This is a genomic window from Arsukibacterium sp. (assembly GCF_018402695.1).
Classification (GTDB): Bacteria; Pseudomonadota; Gammaproteobacteria; order Enterobacterales; family Alteromonadaceae; genus Alishewanella.
The window spans coordinates 164,478-190,403 of record NZ_JAGYIM010000016.1; the positions used below are offsets into that span (position 1 = coordinate 164,478).

Annotated in this window: 22 protein-coding genes; 16 read left to right on the forward strand and 6 right to left on the reverse strand. The window is 48.6% G+C overall.

The window, feature by feature from the left end; all coding sequences use genetic code 11:
- Positions 1-64 precede the first annotated feature (64 nt).
- The 8 genes from KG631_RS08325 (at position 65) to KG631_RS08360 (ending at position 3,577) form a co-directional block, all read left to right on the forward strand.
- A complete protein-coding gene (locus tag KG631_RS08325; protein ID WP_213997871.1) occupies positions 65-421 on the forward strand; it encodes a DUF2750 domain-containing protein in 357 nt (118 codons plus the stop codon).
- A gap of 100 nt (positions 422-521) precedes the next feature.
- Complete coding sequence (locus KG631_RS08330) at positions 522-776, forward strand: hypothetical protein (RefSeq protein WP_213997877.1); 255 nt, start codon at positions 522-524, stop codon at positions 774-776.
- A 77-nt stretch (positions 777-853) separates the two neighbouring features.
- The gene (locus KG631_RS08335) at positions 854-1,372 is read left to right on the forward strand and encodes a hypothetical protein (protein ID WP_213997884.1); all 519 of its coding nucleotides are present in this window, start codon (positions 854-856) and stop codon (positions 1,370-1,372) included.
- 7 nt (positions 1,373-1,379) lie between these two features.
- Complete coding sequence (locus tag KG631_RS08340; protein WP_213997890.1) at positions 1,380-1,730, forward strand: hypothetical protein; 351 nt, start codon at positions 1,380-1,382, stop codon at positions 1,728-1,730.
- Positions 1,731-1,821: 91 nt separating this feature from the next.
- A complete protein-coding gene (locus KG631_RS08345; protein WP_213997896.1) occupies positions 1,822-2,079 on the forward strand; it encodes a hypothetical protein in 258 nt (85 codons plus the stop codon).
- A gap of 5 nt (positions 2,080-2,084) precedes the next feature.
- Positions 2,085-2,651: a T6SS immunity protein Tdi1 domain-containing protein gene (locus KG631_RS08350; protein WP_213997903.1), complete on the forward strand. Its 567-nt coding sequence runs from the start codon at positions 2,085-2,087 to the stop codon at positions 2,649-2,651.
- Positions 2,652-2,758: 107 nt separating this feature from the next.
- Positions 2,759-2,983 (forward strand): hypothetical protein, encoded by a 225-nt coding sequence (locus KG631_RS08355; RefSeq protein ID WP_213997904.1) that lies wholly within the window; start codon positions 2,759-2,761, stop codon positions 2,981-2,983.
- 108 nt (positions 2,984-3,091) lie between these two features.
- The gene (locus KG631_RS08360) at positions 3,092-3,577 is read left to right on the forward strand and encodes a hypothetical protein (RefSeq protein WP_213997910.1); all 486 of its coding nucleotides are present in this window, start codon (positions 3,092-3,094) and stop codon (positions 3,575-3,577) included.
- Positions 3,578-3,661: 84 nt separating this feature from the next.
- Here KG631_RS08360 and KG631_RS08365 read toward each other — a convergent pair whose 3' ends face one another.
- Positions 3,662-4,348 (reverse strand): outer membrane beta-barrel protein, encoded by a 687-nt coding sequence (locus KG631_RS08365; protein ID WP_213997917.1) that lies wholly within the window; start codon positions 4,346-4,348, stop codon positions 3,662-3,664.
- 320 nt (positions 4,349-4,668) lie between these two features.
- Between KG631_RS08365 and KG631_RS08370 the strand changes: the two genes are divergently transcribed.
- Both KG631_RS08370 and KG631_RS08375 read left to right on the forward strand, forming a co-directional pair.
- Complete coding sequence (locus KG631_RS08370; RefSeq protein ID WP_213997923.1) at positions 4,669-5,253, forward strand: hypothetical protein; 585 nt, start codon at positions 4,669-4,671, stop codon at positions 5,251-5,253.
- A 142-nt stretch (positions 5,254-5,395) separates the two neighbouring features.
- Positions 5,396-5,761 (forward strand): DUF4870 domain-containing protein, encoded by a 366-nt coding sequence (locus KG631_RS08375; RefSeq protein ID WP_213997931.1) that lies wholly within the window; start codon positions 5,396-5,398, stop codon positions 5,759-5,761.
- A 135-nt stretch (positions 5,762-5,896) separates the two neighbouring features.
- On the opposite strand, the gene malQ is transcribed toward KG631_RS08375, so the two are convergent.
- Positions 5,897-8,074, reverse strand: coding sequence for a 4-alpha-glucanotransferase (gene malQ / locus KG631_RS08380; RefSeq protein WP_213997938.1), 2,178 nt, complete (start codon positions 8,072-8,074; stop codon positions 5,897-5,899).
- Positions 8,061-8,507 carry an AraC family transcriptional regulator gene (locus KG631_RS08385; RefSeq protein ID WP_213997944.1) on the reverse strand — a complete coding sequence of 149 codons (447 nt, stop codon included), beginning with the start codon at positions 8,505-8,507 and terminating at the stop codon, positions 8,061-8,063. The genes malQ and KG631_RS08385 overlap by 14 nt, the downstream gene beginning before the upstream one ends.
- A 438-nt stretch (positions 8,508-8,945) precedes the next feature.
- On the opposite strand from KG631_RS08385, the gene KG631_RS08390 reads away from it, so the two are divergent.
- The 3 genes from KG631_RS08390 (at position 8,946) to KG631_RS08400 (ending at position 14,898) form a co-directional block, all read left to right on the forward strand.
- Entirely contained in the window at positions 8,946-11,810 is a 2,865-nt protein-coding gene (locus tag KG631_RS08390; protein WP_213997999.1) for a TonB-dependent receptor, read from the forward strand.
- Positions 11,811-11,940: 130 nt separating this feature from the next.
- Positions 11,941-13,431, forward strand: a complete 1,491-nt coding sequence (locus KG631_RS08395; RefSeq protein ID WP_213998015.1) for a tryptophan halogenase family protein — start codon at positions 11,941-11,943, stop codon at positions 13,429-13,431.
- An 18-nt stretch (positions 13,432-13,449) separates the two neighbouring features.
- A complete protein-coding gene (locus tag KG631_RS08400) occupies positions 13,450-14,898 on the forward strand; it encodes an alpha-amylase family glycosyl hydrolase (protein WP_301003692.1) in 1,449 nt (482 codons plus the stop codon).
- A 134-nt stretch (positions 14,899-15,032) separates the two neighbouring features.
- On the opposite strand, the gene KG631_RS08405 is transcribed toward KG631_RS08400, so the two are convergent.
- On the reverse strand, positions 15,033-16,316 hold the full coding sequence (locus KG631_RS08405; protein WP_301003693.1) for a pectin acetylesterase-family hydrolase: 1,284 nt from the start codon (positions 16,314-16,316) through the stop codon (positions 15,033-15,035).
- Positions 16,317-16,735: 419 nt separating this feature from the next.
- Here KG631_RS08405 and KG631_RS08410 point away from each other — a divergent pair, with 419 nt between their 5' ends.
- The gene (locus tag KG631_RS08410; RefSeq protein ID WP_213998040.1) at positions 16,736-17,173 is read left to right on the forward strand and encodes an OsmC family protein; all 438 of its coding nucleotides are present in this window, start codon (positions 16,736-16,738) and stop codon (positions 17,171-17,173) included.
- Positions 17,174-17,185: 12 nt separating this feature from the next.
- On the opposite strand, the gene KG631_RS08415 is transcribed toward KG631_RS08410, so the two are convergent.
- Together KG631_RS08415 and KG631_RS08420 are read right to left on the reverse strand one after the other, a co-directional pair.
- The gene (locus KG631_RS08415) at positions 17,186-17,449 is read right to left on the reverse strand and encodes a hypothetical protein (RefSeq protein ID WP_213998048.1); all 264 of its coding nucleotides are present in this window, start codon (positions 17,447-17,449) and stop codon (positions 17,186-17,188) included.
- Positions 17,410-18,615, reverse strand: coding sequence for a hypothetical protein (locus KG631_RS08420; RefSeq protein WP_213998055.1), 1,206 nt, complete (start codon positions 18,613-18,615; stop codon positions 17,410-17,412). Before KG631_RS08420 ends, KG631_RS08415 begins: the two co-directional genes overlap by 40 nt.
- Before the next feature lie 289 nt (positions 18,616-18,904).
- Between KG631_RS08420 and KG631_RS08425 the strand changes: the two genes are divergently transcribed.
- Complete coding sequence (locus KG631_RS08425; protein ID WP_213998062.1) at positions 18,905-21,751, forward strand: TonB-dependent receptor; 2,847 nt, start codon at positions 18,905-18,907, stop codon at positions 21,749-21,751.
- 110 nt (positions 21,752-21,861) lie between these two features.
- The gene (locus tag KG631_RS08430) at positions 21,862-25,827 is read left to right on the forward strand and encodes an alpha-1,6-glucosidase domain-containing protein (RefSeq protein ID WP_301003694.1); all 3,966 of its coding nucleotides are present in this window, start codon (positions 21,862-21,864) and stop codon (positions 25,825-25,827) included.
- Positions 25,828-25,926 lie beyond the last annotated feature (99 nt).

A 25,926-nucleotide genomic window follows, 5' to 3' on the forward strand; every position in this document is an offset into this window, starting at 1 on the left:
GGCCACTGCGTGGCATGGACTCGCAACAAGTTACTCGCCGTTTAGGCGTTCGTGAGGAGGCTGTATGAGTATCGCTGGTGCTCAAGCTAATAAATTCTATGAAGAAGTAGCGGCAAATAAATCATTATGGTTTGCGGAAAATGGCGAAGCAACTGCGCTTGAATTTGACATCAGAGATAATAAGGTCTCTTTTCCTCTTTGGTCATCAAAACCAAGAGTTCAAAGAACAATAAAGTTGAATCCTGAATTATTGGCTGGGTTTTCACCAAGAGAGATAAGTTGGGAGTCATTCAAAGAAATTCTCGTTCCTATCTTAAAAGACAAAGAGCGATTAATCGGTGTAAATCTTAGTGGGCCACGCATAACGGGATTTGATATGCCTGTAGATTCTTTGATCAGGCAGGTCGAGGCTTTTTTTTGATGAATGCTCCTAATAAAGTGCGGTATCCGGGGCCTGCGGCCGCTCTGACGCTCACACTTTCGCGCACAGGCGCAAGGCGTTATGTGTGAACAGGAATAAAATGGATGTCAGATTAAAAGTTTTTTTAGTGTATTTGCTATCAATCTTGGTGTGCTGTTTGTTAGCCGTCGCCTTAGGTACGGAATTGCTGACACAATATGAAATGCATGCAACCGGTCAAAAGCGGGACGAGCTTGGCGAGGATCTAGGCCTTGGTATTTTGCTTTTCATCGGCCTGGTACCAGAGTTGATTATTGGTGCAGCTATAGGTATGCACATTGGGAAACGTGTAAATGCCAAAATATCAAACACATAACAATGTCCAGCAGTTTGCAGCCTTTGGCTGCCGGTCTCGCTACGCTCGCCGCTGTGGGCGGCGTTAGGCGATTGAGCATGAAGAGAGTCTTTACATCATTTTTATTCTTTTTTATCGGAAATATTTATGCGACATCAATACCTGAAATGAGCCTTCCCGAGCTGGTTGAATTAGCTGATCATGTGGTGATAGGTACTGTATGCAAAGTAGATATTGTTGATAAAGAAAATGAAGAGATCTTTGACCGTCAAGCCAGAACTGGCCCTGGATTAGATAATCAAATAAGGCTTCACATAGATATTGATGAGGTTATTTACTCATCTACTGTTGTTCCAGAAAAATTAGTAATTGGTTTGTGGAGTGCTTGGCACCACTCGCTAGGTGGAGCAAAAGACGCTTGGGAAGGAAAAAGGCAGATTTTTTTACTTAAATCAGATTCCTTTAAATTGGTATATCCGGCGTACTTTAGAAGAAACGTTGCGGATCAGCCAAGGATCGAAGCAATACTTAATAAATTGCCTAACAAGCGCTATCAAAAACGTGCTCTTTGGGTACTCGACTCGCAACAAGTTGCTCGCGTTTGTGGCGGGCTTTAGGCATTTTATGAAAATTCACTTATCGTTAGTCTTAATACTGCTAGCTTCTTTTCATACGTATAGTGTGGAGCCGTTAGCCTGCAATATTGGCCCTGTTTATACCGAATTAGCGACCACAAAATGGCAATTAACCTCATGTAGTGATGGCCAATCACTTGTATTTGTTACTATGAAAGGCAACCCAGCAATGCCATTTATGTTCTTTATCAAACGTGATGGTGATAAGGTAAAAATATCGGGCGAAGGAAATGGGTCTAAAGAATACACTTCAAAAGCTTTTGAAGAGCTTAAGTCTATGACAGGTAAGGAGTTTGAAGATTTAGTTCAAGCTACTAAGTTAGTGGGTAAGAACAACTAATGCATAAGGCCAGTCAGCATCGCTCACTTCATTTGCTGGATCTCGTTTCACTCGGCTGCTGCTGGCAGCATAATGTTTTCAAGGAGTGGAATTGCGCGCCCTAATAATTCTTTTGTCTTTATTTTTGCTTGGGTGCAATGCTGATATCGATCCATGCAATCAGATTAGTTTAGGAATTAGTGAATCTGAACTGGTAGATAGGCTTGGCGAGCCTTTCCAAAAGTCTGATGAGGAAGAAAATAAATTAGCTTACATGTACAAAGGTAAGAACATTCCTTCAATTATAATCGTTGAGCTGGAAATAAATGTTGAGAACACATTCTTGGTATCACACTGTAATGTTATGTAGCCGTAATGAACTTAATAAGTGCCATCAAAACGCCGCTTCGCGGCTACACTGCGTTTGGCAAGCTGCAAAGCAAAACGTTATGCCTGTTGGAGACTTTGGTGCCATTAACTTGGAATGATCTTACAGTCAGCTTCGAGCATCTTAATCGCGCTAAATTGGTCGAAGATTGGCAGTGGCTTGTTGGTGCGGCGCTGCCAATTCTGATAACTTCTGTTGGTGATGTATTTTTACAGAATGAATCTGGTGAAGTGTTCTGGCTTATAACCGGTAGCGCAGAATTTGAGAAGGTCGCGGATTCATTTGAAGAATTTCAGCGCAAGCTTCGGGACAAGGAACTAATCGATGAATGGTTTTTAGTTCCTGTTGTGGTGCAGCTAAAAGAACAAGGTATCCTTCTTGAACAAGGTAAATTATATGGTTTTAAGCAGCTACCTGTTTTAGGTGGAAAGTACGAACCTGATAATTTTGAATTAACGGACATTGGGGTTCACTTTGCCATGTCAGGCCAAATGAATTTCCAAATCAAAGACCTTCCCGATGGCACTCAGGTTATTTTTAGTGTCACCGAGTAAAGATATAACAATGTGCAGCACTCGCTACCTTTGGTGGTTGGGACGTCAGCCCGCTGCGCGGCTCGTCGCCCGTATGCTTTGCGTGATAAACCGCAAGGAGTGTTAATTTGAATCTTAATGCATCGCTGTTTAGCGAAATCATGTTTGTATTGTTTGTGCTGATTGTAGGCTTATTCAGCTATTACCTCGGTCGCCGTAAAACGTCAGCGCCAATATTGGCGGGTTTGCTTGGCACGGTATTGTCGATTTTCCCGCCTTTTGGCCTGATTTACCTGGTGATACTGGTGTTTAGAAAGGATGTAAACTCAACATCGGCAGCAGTAAATGGGTAAGGTGGTTTATATCAATGCCAGTCATGTCGATGCCTTCTCCGTTACGGCTGCGCCTACACTACAAAGCCACGCGTGCCTGCGGCGCTTTATTTTTTGGGAGCTCACCTTTTGAAGTACTTCATCTTTCTTTTGTTTGCAACGATATCAATGCAAGTGTTTGCTTGTTCTTGCCGCAGTGATGCGAAAAGTTTTGATGAAGAGCTCCAAAAGTATGATGCAATATTCGCAGCCACAGCTATAAAGACGGATAAAGTTTCAGGTGATTGGAGTTCTGCTTTTTACCAGACAGAAATGAAAGTCCATAAGGTATGGCGAAATCGTGATGTGCCTCGTATCTTATTTGTAAAGACTAATATAGAAAGCAATTCTTGTGGTGGCCCGGCACCCACAATTGGAAATAAATTCCTGATATTTGCCCATATATCAAGCAATGGCCTATATGTGACTGGGGGTTGTTCACTGTTTATCGATCTTGATCAAGTAGATAGTGATATTGATAAAATAAGCGCCGAAGAACAAGCTGACTGGGAATCTTGGTGGGTTGAGATGTGGTCTGCTTTAGGGGAACCGATTGTTGTTTACAATAAAATATAACAAACTTTGTCATGCCGGGCTGGCTGTTTCATATCGCCGGCTCAACAGCGTGCTTGCTGAGCCGGTAGTTAAGATGCTTAAACGTTAAAAATGATAACGGGCACCGACACTGAACTGGGTAGTATTTTCATCCAGCAGCTTGCCATGGCTTAGCTCTGATGTCAGGGCAAAAGCCGGGGTGAAATGATACTGCGCACCCACGCCTAAGCCATACTGGCTTTTGTCTTCAACAGCAGCGTTAAGGTATTCATAGTAAGCACGGCCAGATAATTCCAGCTGGCTGTTAATATTTGAACGTAATACAGTTTCAATTTTTATTGATTCACTTGAGCTACCGGTACTGAAACTCTCCGAATACGCCAGCTGATTGTCAACAAAAGCCTGGAAGTTACCTTTGGCATCAAGCCGGTAGCTCCCCAGATAACCGGCAAAGCTCAGGTTTGTTGTATCGTTAATCGGCTTAACATAGCCACCACCGACATAGTAGCGGTCAAAGGTTAAACTGGCTGAAACATTTAACACCTCATTATTAAAGATCTCAGTATACGACTCACTGTCGGTATAGCGCTGCCATTCTGCGGCGACAAACCAGTTATTGTTAAACTGCCAGGCACCTTTGGCACCGAAGCCGGTGTCTGAAAAGCTATCCTCACCTGATTGCGAAATATGCTCAACCGAACCTTGCACATAGCGGTAACTGGGTGCCGTGTCGGCCTGAGCTGCTGCACAAGTAAATAACGCCGTAACTATCGCAACTTTTTTAAACAACATAAAACATCCTATTTTATAAAAACACTAAGGTGGGTTGGAAATGCGGCTGTGTTTATATCCGAAACAAGCAGAAAGGTAAATCACTAAATTTAACAATGTGTAACAAAATATACCCGGGTTAGCATTTGCCAGTATTCGATGTTAGCGCATCGCCTTATGCGGTTGGTCCCAGTAGTTATTAATAATAAAAATACTTGATTTACATTTGGGTACAAGAATAAACTGAAGTTATAAAAATATTGAAGACACTTGCAGTACACCGGCTTAATTGCTGAAGGGTGCTTTGACTAATGATGTTGTCATATTACAGAGAGTAGAAAATGGAATTCATGCAAAAGAAAAATTCTAATAAGCATACATTTACCTTTCAGGATGAGCATTTTAACTTTGCCTATGAAGATAAATCAGGTTCAGGTGATACAGATTTCAGTTACGCTGATTTTCCTAAAAAGTCTTCTATTCAAATTGAGCAGAATGAATGGCTCAGAAACGTCGGGTATCTTTGGATTGCACTGGGCATTTTTCAACTTGGTTATGCGCTATATTCCAACGCATCGCTTTCTGGTAAAGGTTTCTGGATACTCCTTGGTGCGGTCTGTGTTAGCTGGGCCTATTTCTCGAAGGTAAAATACACAGTTTTCCGTACAGAGAGTGGAAATGTATTCGTTATCCAGGACAAGCAGCATGACCAGATAATCAGCGAGATTAATTCCAGAAAAAAGTCACAGCTACTCAACCTGTATGGTGATGTGAACCCTGAAAATAGCTTGGAAAATGAGATTAACAAGTTCAAATGGCTTGCTGCAGAAGCAATAATAACTCAGGACGAGTCGCAGAAGAAAATCGCGCAGGCCCAACTTATGGCAAACGATAAAGCAGATTTGCCCGGAAAAATGCTGAACTAACATTTGCTATGTTGTCACCGTTGATTTGGGGGTTATGGGCAATTTGCGTAGTATTGTACTGACATGTAATTTATAGCAGTTGTGCACTGGAAGCTGGCTGTTAATTTGTAAGGATACAAACACGAATAGGACGATGTAAAATATGGATAATCAACAACTAAACAGACCCTGGGGCGTAGACTTAAAAGCCTTTTGTTTGCTGATGCATTTAGCCCAGTTTGCCGGATTTATTATTCCCGGGGCAGGCATAATTTTGCCAATAGTGATGTGGGTTACGAACAAAGAACAGTTTCCGGAAGTAGATGCTCACGGTAAAAATATCGTTAACTGGATCCTGAGTCTGATCATTTATTTAGTCATCAGCTTTATTCTGATGTTCGCTATTATCGGCTTTTTCCTTATTTTCGCCCTGATTATTACCAACGTCATTTTCATCATAATTGGCGCGGTTAAAGCTAACCAGAACGAAGTATGGGAATACCCGTTAAGTATTAAGTTTTTTAAATAGCGCGGCTTGGGAAGGGACAGGCACAATACGATCAGAAAAGAGATCAGAACAGGACAGGCACAGTAGCATGCGTGTTAATAGTGCCTGTCCTTTTTTTCTTAATAGTGCCTGTCCTTTTTTTCATGTCCTTTCTTTTCAGCTTTTCCGGCGCTGTTCAGCCATAGCAGTAATCAGCTCTCGCACGTCAGTTTGCTGCAATGCCTGCTCAAAGTCGACCGGTAACTTGCGCCGCCAGTTTGGGTACTCGGTGCTGGTACCGGGAATATTGACCGGGGTAGCGACCAGCAGTAAATCTTCCAGTTGGTACGCCATTAAGCGGGCCGGGGTGGCGGCCAGATACAAATGGCTGTTATGGACTAACTGTTGCACATTGCCCTGTTCCAGCTGTAACTCGTGACACAACAACTGCTTCTCATCTTTACGCAATTGCTCCAGGTTGGCCGCAATCTGGGCACTGGGGAATAAATCCAGCTGGTGGCGCAGTGCTAAATCATGCTCGTGCCAGTAGCCGACCAGGGTCGGCATATCGTGGGTGGTCACGGTGGCCAGTGCCAGTGCCGGGTAAGTTTGGTCACGGTGCTGGTAGCTGCCGGTTTTTTGTTCCAGCATAAATACCCGGTAAGACAGTACCTGATATTTTGCCATTAACCGGCTAATTTCAACCGGCACTGTGCCTAAATCTTCTCCAATTACCACACAATGATTGCGCTGGCTTTCCAGAGCCATAATGGCAAATAAATCTTCGGCTGGCATGCTGATATAACCACCGGCCGTGGCATCTGCACCTGGCGGGCAACACCACAACCGTAATAAGGCCATAACATGATCTAGCCGCAGGGCGCCGGCATAGCGCATATTGGCACGAATAAGCTGAATAAAAGGCTGATAGGCTTTCTGGCGCAAGGTGTGTGGGTTGTACGCCAGCAGGCCCCAGTTCTGGCCTTTCGGCGCCATAATGTCTGGTGGCGCACCGACGCTTAACTGCATCAGAAAATCTTCCGGCGCGCCCCAGCTCTCTGCACTGTTGCTGTTGGCTCCTACTGCCACATCACAATACAGGCCAATGGCCATGCCCTGTTGCTGACACTGCTGCTTTACCTCTGCCAGTTGCTGCTGCGCCAGCCATTGCAGATACAATTGCTGGTTAATGGCATCGCTGTGCTCTTTTGCAAATTGCTGCAGTGCCGGGCTGTCGGGCTGCTGATATTCAGCCGGGAAATTCTGCCAGCAAGCCATTTGCATATCGCGTTGGAATAACACGGCTTGCAGCACCTGATAGCGGGCCAGATTTAGCAGGCTGGGGTCACTTTGCTCTACAAATTGATTGAAATCCCGGGCACGCTGGCTGTTGATCGCCAGATGTTGTTGTTTGAAATGATGATATAACACGGTCGCCATTTCTGCTTTCAGGCTACTGACTGCATGGTAATCAACGTCGGCAGCCACCCGGCAGCGTTGGATGCGGGCCTGAAATTGTTGGTTTTGCAGTAACTGCTGAGCTGCGGCACATTCGCTGAACTCCGGGCTATGCTCCAGTGCTACGTACAGGGTATTTAACCAGAGCCGGCTGTTCGGGCTGTATGGGCTGCAATCTTGTGGCAGGCCCGGATAAAGCGCATGCAACGGGTTTAAGCCAATAAAATCGTTACCCAGCGCGGCTAACGGCGCCACCATATTTTTTAAATCGACAAAATCGCCAATGCCCCAGTTCCGGCTGGAGCGCAGCGCATACAGCTGAATTGCCGGCCCCATAGTTTTATGTAACACCGCCCGATCCTGCAGCTGAAAGCAGCGGTTTGGTGTAACAATAAGCTGTTGCTGATAACCAGCGCTGGCTTCTGGCGCGACAGTGCCCGGGGCGCTACTGGCAGGTGTTAATGTCAGTTGATGATAACCGGGGCCAAGCTCAACGTTGATGCTAAGGTTCACCGCCAGATACTCGGTACCGGCCAGCTGCTGGCGGTCGACAATATCGCTGGTAGCAATCTGCAGCTGCCCTGAGTAGCGCTGTTGCTGTTCGGTAAGCAGCTGCCAGTGCCAGTGGCTATGCGCTGCAGCAGCGGGCTGCTGTAACCGGACCTGCAGGGGTTGCGTTTCTGTCAGCACCTGCACCGGTGCAATTATTTCAGTCCAGGGTTGCTGTTGTAGCTGGCTTATCTGGCTGGCGATGACGTCATCATTGCTTAAATCGTAGCCCATCGCCGCCAGAATAGCCTGTTGGTCGGCCAGCGCAATGTGTTCGACATGCCCTTGTGCGTGCACATAGCTATCCTGCAGGCCTGCTAACGCTGCGAGTTGCTTAATTGGTTCCATACATCACCTGTCGGCTGGCCAGGGGTTGCCCTGGATAAGAACGGCTGATTGTGGTGCTGCTACGCTGACGATATACGCCGGGCGGGCAGCCTTGCCAGCTTTTAAATGCTTTTTGAAAACTACTTTGTTCTTCAAAACCGAGCTGGGTGGCAATTTGTTGAATATTATAGGTATTTTCCTGCAAATATTGCCGGGCTAACTGATGACGACATTCATTAACCAACTGCCGGAAGCTGGTGTTGTGGCCTTGTAAAAAACGCTGCAACGAACGACTGCTGACATTCAGCGCTTTAGCCGTATCATTTAACCTCGGTAACTGTGGCAATTGCCGGCAAATATATTGGCGTAACAGCGCTAACTGGCTGTTACGCCTGATGTTACCATCATCATTTGTTGGACGATAACGCCTAAAACCATGGCTTGCGATAGTCATTGTGCTTTGCTCCAAAGTGGCAGCAAAGCAAAATCCCGGCTCTGCCCATCACTGCCATTAATTGGTGCAAGCATAAAACAACGTTGGTCTATAGTTAAACATGCTGCATACGTATGCAGCGAAAATAGCCGGAAATACCTGACCCGAAAAGTCTGTTGGTACCCTGGTTTTACGGCCTAACAGGTAACAAAGCAGCAGCATGCTTTGGCTAGCGGTGGCTTGATGGCTAAGGCGTGCACCGTAATCGTGCGCAGATTAACCGCTTTGCCCCGGCTTTGTGCAATAAGCCGCTTATGAATACGTATTCATGTTGAGCTTACGCCCGAATAAGTTTAATAAATGACCATAGTAAAAGTTGGTTAGTAAGTTTTCACCGCTTGCGATAAGCCGGGAATGCTTTACTGCTGAACAATAACAACCTCACCGGGGATAAGGGTAATGAAAAACTTTAAACTGAATATGCTGACTGTCGCGCTGATTGCAGCCGGCGCCAGCTCTGCCGCTGTCGCGCAGCAAACGACTGACGCCAGCGAGCAGGCAAAAGAAGATAACATCGAAGTTATTGCTGTCACGGGTTACCGCGGTAGCCTGCAAAAAGCACAGGCAATAAAAATGAGCGAAAGCTCGGTGGTGGAAGTGCTGTCAGCAGAAGACATTGGTAAGCTGCCAGACACCAGTATTGCAGAGTCGCTGGCCCGCTTACCTGGCCTGGCCGGCGAGCGCCGCAATGGCCGTACCAGCGGCTTGTCGGTGCGGGGCTTTAACGAAAACTACGTTGGTACCTCATTAAACGGCCGCGAGCTGTTAGGTATGGGTGATAACCGTGGCGTGGAATACGATTTGTACCCGTCTGAAATTGTCTCAACCGCTGTGGTTTACAAAACTCCGGATGCCACGGTCATGGCGCAGGGTATTGGTGGTACTATCGATTTACAAACCATCCGGCCATTAACCGCCGAACCAACCCTGACCTTCAACGCAAACTTTGAACAAAATGGCACCTCATCCGGCAACCCGGACTTTGACAACAACGGTCACCGTTTCTCAGTAAACTTTGTAGATAAATTTGTCGATGACACCCTGGGTGTAGCTTTGGTGGTGTCGTCAATGGAAACCCCGCGCCAGGAGCAGCAATTCCGCGGCTGGGGTTTTGCTAATGTTAACCTGGCCCGCAATGATGATGGCAGTTTCGTTAATCCGCGCCGCGCTACCGACACGGTAGATGTACCGGAAGGTACCGTGGTGTCAGGTGGTCACGATTCTTTTACCCGTTCAGCGATGCTGGAGCGTGACTCGTTCGCTGCCATTGTTGAATATATGCCAACCGACAAGCTGACCTTAAAGTTTGATGCCCTGTACATCGACTTTATTGAAAACGATGTGCGTCGTGGTCTGGAAGAAGGTGGTGCTGAATGGGGTACCGGCGACTACACCATTACCGGTGTCGAAAATGGCCTGGTGACGTCGGGTTACTACGACGGTTTTCACTCAGTCGTGCGTAACGATGCGCGGCGCCAGGAAGCCGACTTACTGACCTTTGGCTTAAACCTGGAATATGAATTAAGTGACGACTGGACCGCGCAGCTGGATATCTCCAGCGGCAAAGTTGACAAAACCATTACCGACGTAGAAAGCTACTCAGGTGTTGGCCGCGCTGGTATCGACGGCCGGCCACTGGCTGCCCGCTCATGGGAATTGACGCCTACCGGTGTGATGTACAGTGATCACCCAACCCTGCCTTCTGTAGATTATACTGATGCCAGCCTGATGCGTTTAGCCGGCCCACAAGCCTGGGGCGGCGCGTTGAACCCAATCGAGCGTTTCCAGGGACAACCTGGATTTGGACCAGACACCGCGCAGGATGGTTTTGTAAACCAACCCATTTTTGAAGAAACCTTAGACAGCATCCGCCTGCAAGCCAACGGCTATGTCGACTGGGGTATTATCACCGCGGTTGAAACCGGTGTGGTCTATCAGGAACGTTCAAAAACCAAAATTAACAATGGTGCCTTCTTAACCGCGCCAAGCTGGCCGGGCGATGTCGCTATTCCTAACCCATTGGGTGTGGCCGATTTAAGCTTTATTGGGATTGAAGGCGTCACCGCTTACGACAGCTTAGGCCTGTATAACAGCGGTTACTATATTGAAACCGATGCCGCACTGCTGGAAAACGGTCGTTTTGGTGACACCTACAAAATTGACGAAGAACTGACTACGTTATTTGCTAAGTTTGACATGAACACCGAAATTGCCGGCATGATGGTGCAAGGTAATTTTGGCGTACAAGTGGTTAACGCTAAGCAAAGTGGCGAAGGTTTCAGTACTACCAGTAATGCCCAGGGCTTTACGATAGCCACGCCGGTAAGTGATAGTGATGATTACACCGATATTTTGCCAACCTTAAACTTAAGTGTTGAAGTGGCAGATCGCCAGTATGTCCGTACCGCACTGTCTAAAGTAATTAGCCGGCCACGGATGGATGATATGCGGCCCAATGCCCAGGTAACCTTCCAGTTTAACGACTCAAATATTCTGAGTAATGATCCGGAAAACAGCCCATGGGGTGGTAACGCCGGTAATACTCAGTTAAAACCACTGGAAGCTAACCAGTTTGATTTATCATATGAGAATTACTACCACGATAATGGTTTCTTTGCCGCCAGCTTCTTCTTTAAAGATCTGAAAAACTGGCACCGCAATGAGACAGTCATAGCTGATTTCTCTGATGTCTATATTCCGGGTTTCCACCAGTCATCTGATGCTACGGGCAACCAGCCGCCAGCGTTATTTGTCGGCGGCATTTCCCAGGTTACTGATGGTTTACAGGGCTTTGTCCGTGGTTACGAATTCCAGGCCAGTGTGCCGTTTGAAATTGTCCACGAAGCCTTAGATGGCTTTGGTATAGTAGCCAGCGCTACCTTTATGGACGGCAAACTGGATGACGGTGGCCGGGTACCGGGTTTATCAGAAGAAATTTACACCTTAACTGCCTATTACGAATATAAAGGCTTTGAGTTCCGGATTTCAGGTACCAAGCGTGATGAGTTCTTAAGTGAAACCCGTGGCTTAAGTTTGTCACTGGCCACAGTAGAAGACCGCGGTGCTGAACTGTGGGATGCTCAGATTGGTTATGACTTCAGTGAATCAAATATTGATGCACTGGACGGCCTGCGGCTAACTTTCCAGGTGCAGAATATCACTGATGAACCGACCTTAAAAACCAACGGTGCAGATGTCCGTCAGGTTACGGAGTACCAGAGCTTTGGTACTAACTATATGTTAGGTCTGAACTATAAGTTTTAAGAAGTAAGTTCTGATAATTCTGTCAGGCCAGCCTGCTATAGTTATGGCGAGCTGGCCACAGGCAGAGCAGGTTCTCCCTGGTAAAAGCCCGGCCTGGTATAAGGGTCGGGTTTTTTTTTGAGTACTTAATATGAACAAAACAGTTAAAAAAGTCGTGGTATTGGGTGGCGGCACCGCCGGCTGGATGGCGGCAGCTTTGCTGAAGAAAGTATTGGCCAGCGCCGTGGATATCGAACTGGTGGAATCGGAAGATATCGGCACGGTTGGCGTTGGCGAAGCCACCATTCCGCCCATTCGCCTGTTTAATAATGTAATGGGCATTAACGAAGCCGAGTTTTTACGTGAAACCAAAGCGACCATTAAACTGGCAATTAAGTTTGATAACTGGCGGGTGCCGGGCGAAGGCTACTTTCATACCTTCGGCGCACCGGGTAAAAGCCTGGCGTTTTGTCACTTTCATCATTTATGGCTGCGGGCCCGGCAGCAGGGTGATAAAACCGATTTATGGCAATATGATTTAAATTACCTGTGCGCCATGGCCGGTAAATTTGCGCCAATCAACGCCAAAGACAGCATTCTGGAACTGCCCTACGCCTACCATTTTGATGCCGGACTATATGCCCGTTATTTACGAAAACTGAGTGAACAGATGGGGGTGGTGCGCCATGAGGGCAAAGTGCAGCAGGTATTTCAGCACCCCAATGGCGATATAAAATGTCTGGTGCTGGATGACGGCCGTGAGCTTAGTGGTGATTTATTTATCGACTGCTCTGGCTTTCGCGGTTTACTTATTCAGGACAAGTTAAATGCCGGTTATGACGACTGGAGCCACTTTTTACCGTGCGACCGTGCTGTCGCCGTGCCTTCTGAGCGCTTTGACAAAACCGTACCTTATACCCGCTCAATTGCCCACAGCGCCGGCTGGCAATGGCGTATTCCACTGCAGCATCGCAATGGTAATGGCCTGGTGTACAGCAGTGCCCATTATACCGACGAACAGGCAGCCGACTTACTGCTGGCTAATTTAGAGCGAAAAGCGCTGGCTGAGCCAAAATTTCTGCGCTTTAAAACCGGCCGTCGGCGCCAGCAATGGCAGCGTAATGTGGTGGCGGTGGGCCTGAGTAGCGGCTTCTTAGAGCCGCTGGAATCGACCAGTATTCATCTTATTCAGTCAGCGGTGGTGCGGCTGATCCAACTGTTTCCGCACAATGGCATATGCCAGAGCGCGATTAACGAATACAACAAACAGTCACAGCTGGAATTTGAGCAAATCCGTGACTTCCTTATTTTGCATTATCACGTTAATGAACGCAGCGACAGTCAGTTCTGGCGCGATATGCAACAGCTTGCAATTCCGGACAGTTTACGCCAGAAAATGGCCATTTTTGCCGATAACGGCCAACTGTTTCGCGACCAGAACGATTTATTTCTGGAAAGCTCATGGCTGCAGGTGATGTTAGGCCAGGGTATTGAACCCAAAGATTATCACCCGATTGCTAATAATTTCAGTCCGGAAAAGCTGCGCGATATGCTGGCTAATATTCGGGATATTAAGCAGGAACCGTTAAGTAAGCTGCCGGATCATGATACCTATATTCAAACCATGATAAACCGCAGCTAACCACAGAAGGATGAAGCTATGACTACCTCACTATGCAAAGCTGGGTTCGGGTGGCTTGCCGCTATATTGTTAAGTGGCTGTGCTGGCAGTACCCTGTCCGGTAGTACTGAGACCGACACGCCACTTGCTGACAACACGGGGGCTGCCATGACTGCCAGCACGAATGAGCGCTACCAACCAGAACCTTACGTTAAACTCAGCCACCCAGAGTGGAGCAAAGATGCGGTTATTTATCAGATAAATACCCGCCAATTTACCGCTGAAGGCACCTTTGCCGCCGCCCAGCAGCAATTGCCGCGGTTAAAAGCACTGGGGGTGGATATTCTGTGGCTGATGCCGATTCAGCCCATTGGCGAGGTTAACCGTAAAGGCAGCCTGGGCAGTCCGTATTCTGTCAAAGACTATTACGGTGTTAACCCGGAGTTTGGTACCAAGCAGGATATTAAAGCTTTTATTGCCGCTGCCCATCAGCAGGGAATGTACGTTATTCTGGACTGGGTAGCCAACCACACGGCCTGGGACAACCCGCTGACCGAGCAACACCCCGACTGGTATATCCGCGACTGGAAAGGCGATTTTCGGCCAACCCCATGGTGGGACTGGAGCGATATTATCGAGCTGGATTACAGCCAGCCCGGCCTGCGCCAGTATATGACAGACGCGATGAAATACTGGGTTGAAGACGTTGGCTTTGATGGTTTTCGGGCCGACGTAGCCGGCTTTGTGCCACTGGATTTCTGGGAGAATGTGCGAGCCGAGTTGGACCAGATTAAGCCGGTTTTTATGCTGGCCGAGTTTGAGGGGCGCGATTTTCATGCTGAGGCCTTTGATGCCACCTACGGCTGGACCTGGCATCAGGCAGTACATGCCGTGGTGACCGGGCACGCCGACGTTAATAAGTTATATGTTTACTATTCGTGGAATGAGAAATACTTTCCGCAGCAGGTCATGCGCTTACTGGGCACCAGTAACCATGATCAGAACGCCTGGGAAGGGACCGAGTTTGAAATGTTTGGTGATGCTTTGCCTGCAGTAACGGTTTTGTCGTTTGTCAGTGAAGGTATTCCAATGTTGTATAACGGCCAGGAAGCCGGCAATGAAAAGCGGCTGGAGTTTTTTGAAAAAGACCCGATTGTCTGGCGCGATCATGCCAATGGTGAGTTGTATAGAAAGCTGATTCAGCTGAAGAAATCGCAGTCGGCTTTGTGGAACTCAACCTGGGGGGTGCGAATGATCCCGGTCCATAACAGTCAGGCTAATCAGGTACTCAGTTTTGTGCGTCAGGATGAAAACAGCAAGGTGTTTGCTGTATTTAACTTCTCTGATCAGCCACAGCAGGTTAGTTTTAAAGCCCACTTACACCATGGTAATTACCGGGAATATTTTACTGCCAGCAACGCTGAATTTTCAGCTGATACCTCGCTGACCCTACCGGCATGGGGCTATAACGTCTATATCAAACGCTGACTGCCCATACTTACTCCTGGCAGATGGCAGCGTTTACAACAGAACCTGGCTAATCGATTTGGCCAGCAATTAGCAAGCGTAGATACACCTCTTGTTAATGGCTGGCCTATGCAAAATCCAGTCTGAATACTTGTTTAGTCTGAATATTTGACGCTGTGCGCCTTAAATTTACCTGGTTTTACAAAGCGTTCTAACCATTTTGTAAATTTCACATTTGCCGCACTTTGCTCCTGATAAAACGGATGTGGTACGTCTGCCGTGGCAAAGGCGTCTGTCAGAACAGTGTGGACATCGCCGCTACCAATATAGTACTGGTAATTAGTTGTTGTCTCAGACAGCAAGGCTAATGTTGCTTCCATTCTGGCATTCCATTCGGCGAAGTATACATAGTCAGACTCGTTTATTCCCCATGACAGAGGATTACTGTTACCCAGATCATTTTGGTCCATAATCTTTAAAAATTGCACTTGTACCCAATCAAATTGCGTTGTGTACTGAGCGAATCGACTTTGCGGGTAGGCCTCACTTAATTTGGTGAAAATGTCAGTGTTAAAATCTAATGCGGAGTAGGTAGTTAATGCGTCACTAAACAGCAGTGGCAGGCTCGCTTCAACATTCCAGACCTTATTGTAGTCAAACACGTTATCAATAAAACCCTGGGTAACGATAGCCTCAGACGCATCAGCAAATAACGCGCTGTTGGCATCAGGAAAGGCGGCTTGTAAATAAGGAAAATGCAAGGTTGCACCATAACCACCAGCGCTTGAACCCGTTACCAATAACTTCTTAATTTTTTTCTGCTTTTTACCATCAAGATGGTTTTTCAACCATTCCCGGACGGCCATGAAATTGTCAAAACCACGGTGTTTAACGGTTACCGGAGCACCTGGATAGCCGGTTATCGTGCCGTCTACATCTGTATATACAGTATCACTCGACCCAATGTGAATATCGCCGGTGCAATAAGGAATATATACCTTACTCCAGTCCTTAAACGGGTTACTTTTCTGGTTATCGTCAAAAATTCCGCCGGCGTCTATTGGCGAATTTTCGGCCAGTATTGACGGGTTATAAGCCGGGCGGGCTGCAGGCACGCCAGCCAGGGCCAAAGAGGCAACACAGGTTGCATCGTTCCAGCAAGCCCCCCCGCCATTAAAGAAGACTAACAGGTTTTTACTCTTGCCTTGTTTAAAATAGAAGTGAAACGCGTTATTCAGCGGTTCGCCACTAATGGGGTTTGCTACTGTGTCAAAAGCACAGCTGGGGCTAATTGTTTTCGTGCTGCCCTGATCATCAATGATCTCCATTTCTGCGGCAACCGGGATCAGCTGCCACTCAGATACCCCGGCTTTACCCTGAGCACCAGCAGTTACCGTGGCCAACGATAATACTGCAACAAGCCATAAAGTTCTTTTCATATCAGAGTCCATTTTAATATTAAGAATTGCGGGGCGTTATTGCCTTCACAAAAGATAGTTCAACTTCGCAAGTAAATATATAATATTTGTTAAATTTATTTAGCTATTTGGTGAGGTGTGGCTAAGCATTGGCATGATAAACGCTGACTTTGCGGTAGCGCAGACAAACAGCAATAACCGGCAATTTTTACCGATTAAAGTGAAGACATTATAAAATCGTTGTAGTGCATATCGATTACGTAGCATGGCTGGCCTGCTTTTGCCAAGCTGGAACAAAGCTTGCTTCTTATTGTGCAACCAAATAAGAGTATCAGGAACAATAAGATCTTATTCGCATGAGTCTGAGCATCGAGGGCTACATCTAGTAGTAGGTTCTCAGCCTCAAAAACATGTAAACGATAGCAATTAAGGAGCAACAGATGGCAATTATCAATTGGGCAACTGCAACGTATGAAGGGCTGGGCAAAGATGGAAAAGGACATGTATCCACCCAGTCAGGCGCATTAAAAGATCAACCTTACGGTTTTAATACCCGGTTTGAAGACAAACAAGGCACCAACCCCGAAGAGCAAATTGCTGCAGCCCATGCGTCCTGTTTCACGATGGCATTATCCTTTGGCCTGGCCAAACAGGGCTTCAGCAAAGGCACCCTAAGTTCGAAAGCCAGCATCACTCTGGTCAAAGACGGCGACGGCTTTATCATTACCAAATCTGAAATTAAGTTGGACGCCAGAGTGCCGGGTATGAATGGCGCAGACTTTGAGAAAGCCGCAGTAGAAGCAAAGTTAACCTGCCCGATTTCTAAGTTGCTAAACTGCGATGTTACGCTGGATATTATGTCGTTTGAAGGTGACTAACATTAGCTGACGTTAGTTTTGCTTTAAGGTGGCGTTCTGCCACAGGTTCTGGTGGGCCGGGTCGTTAAAGAACTGCTCGGGCTGCCAGCAACGGGGTAGTAGCTTTCGAAGGTAACGCGCTTCGCCATCCTGATATAAGGCATTAAGCAAGGCTTTTAAGCGATGTTCGGGCAGCACTTCCAGCCGTTCTCGCGCGGCTTTAAAGTACAGGTTGTAATCGGTTTGCAGGCTGATGTCTAAACCGGTATTGCGGTATTGCTGCTGGCGGCTGACCACCCGGCAATTTGGTTGCTCCGGTTTTTGCGGATATAGGCCGTTAACAATGGCAAACTCGTAGCGATCCTGCGGTTGCTGATCAGGCCCGTAGGGTAAATACCACACCATGTACTGCGGGAAATAAGCCGGATGCATCCGAGTCGCTGATCAACCGAGCGAGGCCGTTGTAGTCTCGTTCCCTTCACTACTTCCCGCATCAACAATGCCGCTTTTGGCAGCAATGCATAGTTAAAACGCTGCCGGCCCGGCAAGACAATAGAGGCATACACCTGCGGCACCTTTAACAGGCTGCCAAATAAGGTTTTATCGGTTGGGTCTAACTGTAACAGCTGGCTTAGCCAGTGCAACCGTTGCTGCTGGGCAGCAAAGTACTGTTCGCGCTCGGCTTTATCATTGCCTTTGTAAGGCGCTATGCCAAAGCCTTGTTGTAATAACGCCAGGCTGGCTGCGCTGCTGACTTTTAGCAGCCGCTCGCGCTCGTCCAGATTTAACGGTCGGCCAGAGTCAAACTGGGCTAGTTCACCCTGAATGATGCCCAGGGCGTCCGGGTGTAGTAAACCGATATCCTGCAGCAGCACGGCCATAACAATAGGCAGTTGTACATGCTGGCGGTACGGGCAGTCATCCGGTGCCTGGCGGTTGCGCAGTTGGTAGTGGCTGACCAGTGCCGGCTCATCTAGCAACTGCTGGGCCAGTAAATGGTCCAATAGCCGCAGGCTTAATACCGCCCGGTACAAAGGCTTGTAGGCAAACTGGACTAATTCGCGCTGGCGTTTGGCGGTTGGTACCATAATTTGCAGGCATCCGAGTAAGCGGGCACTGAACGCCAGGGTTTCGCTGTTACTTTCGCCTTCTGATAACTTTAACAGTTGCTCGGCCAGCATATGTAAATCGGCCCAGCGGGTCAGCCTGGCGCGTTCGTCCTGATACTGTAATTCACTGTAATGGTGCCGTGCTTGCTGGCATTGGGCCTGGCTGGCGCCGGGCGCCTGCTGTAGTTGCTGCCAGTGCTGCTCAGCCTGTTTCAGCTCAGCTTGTTGCTGGCGGTAACTGGCAAAAAACGCTTTGCTGCGCTGGAAAAAGCAAGTGGGTTCGCTGGAATACAGCACCTCCAGCAAACGTTCCAGCCGGTAAACCATGACCGAGCTTTTAGCTGTTTTTTTCACCTGACAGTTTCCTTTTTACTGGGCTAATAGTCATCGTATCTTGCCGGCTAACATAGCCTGAGTTGCCGCCAATGAAAAGTCTGCAGTCGCTTGCACCATTTTGGTTACCGGCAAGTGACCACTGCGCCATTTTAGCGCTTGTGAATACGTATTCATATTGCCAGTTGCCCCAAATAGGTTAATAACTAACCTTACAACAATTATGGCTGCATTGTTTCGTGCCCGAACCGGCTGGTCCGAATCGCATGGATAGCGCAACCAACAATAAAAACAAAACGGGGACGAAAGTATGAATAAGTTTAAGCTTAGTCTGCTTAGCCTTGCTGTCAGTACAGCAGGGCTAAGTTCGTTGGCGGCTGCCCAGCAACAGCCACCGGCTGAGGAGCCGGTTGCCGAAGAGCAGCAGGTTGAAGTCATTCAGGTGCGGGGCTTTGCCAGCAGCCTGTTTCGCTCACTCGACAGTAAACGCTTTGGCGATGTGGTGTCTGAAACCATTTCCGCCGATGATTTGGGCGCCTTGCCCGATGTCTCAATAGCGGACGCATTAACCCGTTTACCGGGTATTTCTGCGGTGCGGACCGGCGGCCAGGCGGCTGAAATTAATATTCGCGGTATGTCGGGTGGTTTTGTGTTTTCCACCTTAAACGGCCGCGAGCAGGTTTCAACCAGCGGTAAGCGTAATATCGAATTTGACCAGTACCCGTCAGAGTTAATTAACTCGGCTGCGGTATATAAATCGCCAAAAGCCTCGTTAATTGAAGGCGGGGTGGCCGGTACTGTGGAACTGAAAACCACCAGCGTGTTGCAAAACGACAAAGACCACAGTTTTAACGTTAACCTGCGTGGCATGTTTAACGACCGCGCCGATGAGGTGCCAGACGGTCAGGATACCGGCCACCGCTTTAGTTTTTCTTATCAGGGTAAATTTCTCGATAATACGCTGGGCCTGGCATTAGGTTATGCCCGGCTGTATCAACCCAGTGTTGCTACCCAGTTTATCGGCCTGGCTTATAACGGCCAGAAAGATGTGGCCGGTGATGAGCAAAACGAATTTATCAGTGAAGGCTTTGAAATTCAGCATTTAGGCGGTGAAGAAACCCGTAATGGCTACCTGGGTTCGCTTGAATGGCAACCCCATGACGCCTTTAGCTTAAAAGCCGATGCCTTTATTTCCCAGTTCGACAAAGAATCTTTCGCCCGTGGTTTCAGGGTGAAGTTTGGCGGCGATGCCGCCGCAGTGGGCAATCCGGTACTGAATAATCGTTCAGTTATCGGTGGTACCTTTAACCGCACTACCCAGAGCTTTACCCGGGTCGAAATTGTTAACGACGACAACCGCGACTATGACGAGGTTAAGAGCTTTGGCGTTGCCGCTGACTGGGATATTAATGACCGCACTAACCTGGTGTTCGACGTGTCGCACTCTACCGCCAGCAGCGATTTCAGAAACGGCCTGCTGTGGGCGCTGGTCGCTGAAGATGCCACTGTGGCGGCACCGCAGCTTGATACTAATGTGTCGATTTCATACCTGCTAAATGGCATGGATTTACCCAGTATTGGTTTTAACCAGGCAGATGCTTTTTCAGACATCGACCGGGTCATGGTCAGCAAGTACGGCATTTACCCCTTTGTAAACAGTGATGAAGTCAATGCTGTAAAATTGGATTTAAGCTACGACCTCGATTTACCCATTGTCCGCTCTTTTGAAGTTGGCGTACGTTATTCAGAGCGGACTTACAGCAATGACCGTTCAGTGTTTGAATATGGCAGTGATGGTGGCTTTTTAAACTCCCAGCCACCGCTGCGGTTAACCGCCGATATGGCGAAAGTGGTCGACTTTCAGGGCGATTTTGCTAATTACCCCAGCTATCTGGCGATTGATCTGGACAAGGCACTGACGGCCTGGTTTCCGGAAGGGGTACCGCAGCCGGTGCAAACCTGGGGGGCGGGTAATGTTGGGGTAATTAACCGCGATGAAAACTCCAACGTCGATACCAGCTGGTCAGTGCTGCAAAGCGGTGAAGTGTATGAAGATGTGCTGGCCGCTTACCTGATGGCGAATCTGGATACTGAAATTTTCGATTTACCATTAACTGGTAATGTCGGGGTGCGCCGGGTTACTACCGATCAGTCGGCCACCGACTTAACCGACGTAGGCGGTGACCCATTGCGCGGTGCCCAGAATATTACTGATGATGCCGGTCTGGTCAATAACCAGTATGCTCCGGGTATTCTGGGAGAAAAATACACCCACTACCTGCCCAGCATCAATTTAAACTTAAACCTGACCGAAAACACCTACCTGCGTTTTGCAGCGGCCAAAGTAATTTCCCGGCCTCCGATTAACCGTCTGGCGTCTAATACCTCTATTAACATCAGTGATGACGGTGAAATCAGTGGTTCAAGCTCGAACAGCCCGTTCCTGCGGCCCTTTGAGGCTAACCAGTATGACTTATCTTACGAGTACTATTTTAGCAGCGGTGCTGTGGTAGCAGCCTTGTTCTATAAAGACATTCAAAACTTTATCAACGACTTTACTATTCAGGAATTTGACTTTGCCGGCGCCGGTTTTGCGGTGCCGGATGTCATTGTTGACGAAGATGGTATTCCGCGCACTACGTTTAACGGCGCATTTTCCACAGCGGTTAATAATGACCGGGGCGGTTATATCCGCGGCCTGGAGCTGGCTTATACCCATGTGTTCGATTTTTTACCTGATTTCTGGTCAGGGCTGGGGGTTAGTGGCAGTTACTCCTATACCGAAAGTGAAGTAGAGCTGATTAACACTCTGGGTGGCGAAGCGATTACCACCACCTTTGAAGGCCTGTCGAAAAATGTCTTTAACGGCACTCTGTTCTGGGAGCATGAGGGTGTGGAAGCGCGGGTAAATGCCCGGTACCGTTCACCCTTTGTGTCAAGCCAGGTGGGTATCGATGAGCAAATTACTAACTTCGATAGTGAGCTAGTGGTGGATATGCAATTTGGTTACGAGTTTAACGAAAACCTGAAGTTATTGTTCCAGGTAAATAACCTGACCGATGAGCCAACCAAAAGTTATTTTGGTGATAAAGCGCAAACCGGCACCTTACAGTTTTTCGGCAGGCAGTACTTTGTCGGCGCCGTGTACTCGTTTTAACCCAGCGTAGCGCCACAGCGCAGGCCAGGCCTGCGGTGGCGGGAAACAGAATAATCTGGAGTAACTGAACAATGCGTAATACAAAAAGGTTTAATTCAATACCTTTAAATATGAAAAAGCTGCTCAGACTGAGTGCGCTGGCAGTCACGGTAAGTGTGTTAGCCGCATGCGGTGATTCAACCGAGCCCGGCGAAGAACTGTTAACCTGTAATGTGCCGCAAATACCTGATGCTAATGGTAGTCAGTGTATTGACCCGCCCCCCATTTCCTGCCCCACCGGTACCTTCCCTGATGCCAACAATGAAAGTTGTGTCAGTGGCCGTGACCCGAATGCGCCCGATCCGGTGGTATTTGCCGGTGAAAACCAGGCGGTGTTGTTCTATAACCGGCCGCAGGATGATGCCTATGATGGTTACCGGTTGCATACTTGGAATAATGAAGCGTGCGATGCCTATGCCGCATCATCCATAGCGCCGTCCTGGGCCAATGGTCTGATCCACGATGGCATTGACCCGAATTATGGCGCTTACTGGGTGCTGGATTTAAAACCAGGTTATGCCGGCACGGCAGAAGCCTGTGGTAACTTTATTATTCACATTGGCACCGACGATGCCGGCAAAGACCCGGGCCCGGATATGCAAATGCCGTTGTCGCAGGACGACCCGGATTTTGCCCGGATGAACTGGGTATTCTCCGGTGTAAATGGTGTATTTGAGTTCCCGATTTTGTCCTTGGGTGTCAGTATTCAGGGTGCAGCCGGTCATTGGTTAGACACCAATACTTTTATCTGGAATGCGACAGCGGCTGATACCGCGCCGGTGGTAAAGCTGTTTTATTCAGCCGATGCCGACCTTGAAGTTAATAACAATGACGAGCTGGAAGGTAGCAGTATTGAGCTGACGCCGGTTATGCTTAGCGACGAGCAAAAAGCCCTGGTGCCGCACCTGGCTAATGCGGCCGCATTCAGTGTTGACTTTACCGCAGATGAAGCCAAAGCCATGGCGAAAAACCAGCTGGCACTGGCTGCCTATAACAGCGACGGTGAACTGGTTGCGGCCAGTTATGTGCAGGTTGCCAAGGTGCTGGATGCTTTATATGCCAGTGGTGAAAACAGCGCGCTGGACGCCAGTTTAGGGGTGCAGTATAGCGATGGTAATGTTACCGCGGCAGTATGGGGGCCGACTGCCCGCAGCATGACCTTAAAAGTGTATAACAGCGATAAAACCGCTGCAGCCAGCCACCCGATGAGCCTGGACGAGCAAACCGGTGTCTGGTCTTACAGCGGTGCCAGCAGTGCGCTGGATCGTAAATTCTACCGCTATGAAGTGACTGTCTATCATCCGTTAACCCGGGCGGTAGAAACTATTGAAAGCACCGACCCTTATTCGGTCAGTGTCTCGACTAACGGCGCTTACAGCCAGTTCGTTAATCTGGCCGACGCAGACTTAGCGCCGGAAGGCTGGAGCGAGCGCACCGTGCCGGTGGTGGCCAACCCGGAAGATAGCGTGATTTATGAAGGCCATGTCCGTGATTTCAGTGTGCGTGATATGAGCACCAGCGAAGCGAACCGCGGTAAGTACCTGGCGTTTACTGAAATGGAGTCCGCACCGGTAAGCCATCTGAAAAAACTGGCTGACAATGGCTTAACGCACTTTCATGTGCTGCCGTTAAACGATCAGGCCAATATTGAAGAGCGCGCCAACCGCCGCATTAACTTAACCGACACCGTTGCCGAGCTGTGTGCGCTGAATGCCGAGGCACCGGTATGTGGTGTGGAGAGCGATAGTGCTACTCTGCTGTCATTACTCGAAGGCTACCTGCCGTACAGTGATGATGCTCAGGCACTGGTCGAATCTATCCGCCGGATTGACGGTTTTAACTGGGGCTACGACCCGCATCACTTTATTGCGGTTGAAGGCAGCTATGCCTCTGATCCGGAAGGTGCGGTGCGGATCAAAGAAGTGCGGGCCATGGTAAAAGCGTTAAACGATATTGGCCTTAGGGTAGCGCTGGACGTGGTATATAACCATACCAGCAGTTCAGGCCTGTTTGATAACTCGGTGTTCGATAAACTGGTACCGGGCTACTACCACCGTTATAACGAAGTCAGTGGCACGATTGAGCGCTCAACCTGCTGTGAAAACACCGCCACCGAGCACAACATGTTCGATAAGTTTATTAAAGACTCGTTGGTTATCTTAGCCCGTGACTTTGGTTTTAATGACTTCCGCTTCGATATTATGGGCCATCATCCGAAAGACAACCTGCTAGCCGCGCGTGAAGCGGTGCGGGCAGTTGATGCTAACACTTACTTCTACGGCGAAGGCTGGAACTTTGGTGAAGTAGCCGACAACCGCTTATTTACCCAGGCTAAACAACAGGATATGGCGGGGACCGAAGTGGGTACCTTTAATGACCGCATCCGGGAGGGTGTGCGTAGCGCGGCCATTTTCAGTGGGGTTAACGATGACGGCAATCTGGCTGAGCAGGATATTATCCGCATCAGTTTAGCCGGTACCTTAAAAGACTATGTGCTGAAAAACTATCGCGATATTACCGGCCCGGCGTCCAGTGCCAACTGGAATGGCCAGGCGGCAGGTTATGCGGAAGATCCGGCAGACATTATTAACTATGTGTCGAAACACGATAACGAAACCCTGTGGGATATTCTGCAAAGCCGCTTGCCGGAAACGCTGAGTGTTACCGAGCGGGTGCGGGCCCAGAATATGGCTATTGCCATTCCGCTGATGAGCCAGGGTATTCCGTTCCTGCAAATGGGTGGCGACTTCCTGCGCTCCAAATCAATGGACCGCGACAGCTATGACTCAGGCGACTGGTTTAACTATGTTGATTTCACCATGCAAACCAACAACTGGGCGGTGGGCTTACCCAATGCGGAAAAAAACCGGGATAACTGGGACAGCATTGCCGGGTTATTCCTGAACCCGCAAACCGAGGTCAGCGACACCGACATTATGTTTGCCTCTGATGTGTTTACCGAGTTTCTGGCAATCCGCAGTGGCAGCCCGCTGTTCCGCCTGACCACGGCAGACGATGTGATGGACCGGGTAGGCTTTCATAATATCGGCAGTAACCAGACCCAGGGCGTTATTGTGATGTCCATTGACGATGGCACCGGCCTGACAGACTTAGACCCGATGCATGACGCCTTGGTGGTAATGGTTAACGGCACCGCGCAGGAGCAGTCGCACACTGTACCTACCGCTGCCGGCTTTGACTTGCACCCGATGCAGCAGGCCTCAGTCGACAGCACGGTCAGCATGGCCAGCTTTATCGCCGGCACTGATGAAGGCACCTTTACCGTGCCAGCGTACAGCATGGCAGTATTTGTTAAAGCGCAGATGGGTGAGCAAGGCCCGGGCTTAGCGGCTGATGCGACGCTGGGTGCGCCGGATATTCCACCGTACGAAGCCACTACCGTGTTTGTTCGCGGCGCCATGAATGACTGGGGTGAGGCTGATGCCTTTAACTATGATGGAGCGGGTATTTACACGGCAACCTTAAATATTAATGCGGGTAGCTATGAGTTTAAAGTGGCCTCAGGCGACTGGGCAGCCGTTAACCTGGGTGCTGGTGCTGCCGGCAACCAGGTGGTAGTTGATACGCCAATCGTTATCGAGCCAAGTAACGATAACCTGTTGCTTACTGTCGACAGCAACTCATCCTATGTGTTCACCTTAAATGCGCTTAATCCGGCAGCACCTACGCTGACTGTCAGCGAGTATGTACCTTACGGTTCAACTACCGTATTCCTGCGCGGTGCGATGAATGACTGGGGTGAAGCGGATGCCTTTGAGTATCTGGGTGCCAACCTGTACAGCGTGGATATCAGTATCACTGCCGGCAGCTACGAATTTAAAGTGGCTTCCAGCGACTGGGCTACGGTTAATATGGGGGCAGGGCCGGACGGGGCTACGGTAACTGAAGGTACGCCGCTGCGGATCCAGGGCAGTAACGATAACCTGAATATGACGTTCGCCGACGATGCGGTATATAACTTTCTGTTAGATGCCACATTAACCGAAACGCCGGAACTGACCGTTACTAAACAATAAGTTGGTAACTCAATTAAAAAAGCTGCAGCCAGTCTGCAGCTTTTTTGTTTTTAAAATGAAATAACATCTTTATTTATGGCTATAGCTGATGTATCAGCT

What these genes read in the sequence shown, in the direction of transcription:
- KG631_RS08430 (WP_301003694.1), top strand. Translation starts at nt 21,862, where the DNA reads ATGAAAAAGCTGCTCAGACTGAGTGCGCTGGCAGTCACGGTAAGTGTG.
- KG631_RS08330 (WP_213997877.1), top strand. Translation starts at nt 522, where the DNA reads ATGGATGTCAGATTAAAAGTTTTTTTAGTGTATTTGCTATCAATCTTG.
- KG631_RS08390 (WP_213997999.1), top strand. Translation starts at nt 8,946, where the DNA reads ATGAAAAACTTTAAACTGAATATGCTGACTGTCGCGCTGATTGCAGCC.
- KG631_RS08395 (WP_213998015.1), top strand. Translation starts at nt 11,941, where the DNA reads ATGAACAAAACAGTTAAAAAAGTCGTGGTATTGGGTGGCGGCACCGCC.
- KG631_RS08400 (WP_301003692.1), top strand. Translation starts at nt 13,450, where the DNA reads ATGACTACCTCACTATGCAAAGCTGGGTTCGGGTGGCTTGCCGCTATA.
- KG631_RS08325 (WP_213997871.1), top strand. Translation starts at nt 65, where the DNA reads ATGAGTATCGCTGGTGCTCAAGCTAATAAATTCTATGAAGAAGTAGCG.
- KG631_RS08425 (WP_213998062.1), top strand. Translation starts at nt 18,905, where the DNA reads ATGAATAAGTTTAAGCTTAGTCTGCTTAGCCTTGCTGTCAGTACAGCA.
- KG631_RS08340 (WP_213997890.1), top strand. Translation starts at nt 1,380, where the DNA reads ATGAAAATTCACTTATCGTTAGTCTTAATACTGCTAGCTTCTTTTCAT.
- KG631_RS08350 (WP_213997903.1), top strand. Translation starts at nt 2,085, where the DNA reads ATGAACTTAATAAGTGCCATCAAAACGCCGCTTCGCGGCTACACTGCG.
- KG631_RS08385 (WP_213997944.1), bottom strand. Translation starts at nt 8,507, where the DNA reads ATGACTATCGCAAGCCATGGTTTTAGGCGTTATCGTCCAACAAATGAT.
- KG631_RS08365 (WP_213997917.1), bottom strand. Translation starts at nt 4,348, where the DNA reads ATGTTGTTTAAAAAAGTTGCGATAGTTACGGCGTTATTTACTTGTGCA.
- KG631_RS08375 (WP_213997931.1), top strand. Translation starts at nt 5,396, where the DNA reads ATGGATAATCAACAACTAAACAGACCCTGGGGCGTAGACTTAAAAGCC.
- KG631_RS08405 (WP_301003693.1), bottom strand. Translation starts at nt 16,316, where the DNA reads ATGAAAAGAACTTTATGGCTTGTTGCAGTATTATCGTTGGCCACGGTA.
- KG631_RS08335 (WP_213997884.1), top strand. Translation starts at nt 854, where the DNA reads ATGAAGAGAGTCTTTACATCATTTTTATTCTTTTTTATCGGAAATATT.
- KG631_RS08410 (WP_213998040.1), top strand. Translation starts at nt 16,736, where the DNA reads ATGGCAATTATCAATTGGGCAACTGCAACGTATGAAGGGCTGGGCAAA.
- malQ (WP_213997938.1), bottom strand. Translation starts at nt 8,074, where the DNA reads ATGGAACCAATTAAGCAACTCGCAGCGTTAGCAGGCCTGCAGGATAGC.
- KG631_RS08370 (WP_213997923.1), top strand. Translation starts at nt 4,669, where the DNA reads ATGGAATTCATGCAAAAGAAAAATTCTAATAAGCATACATTTACCTTT.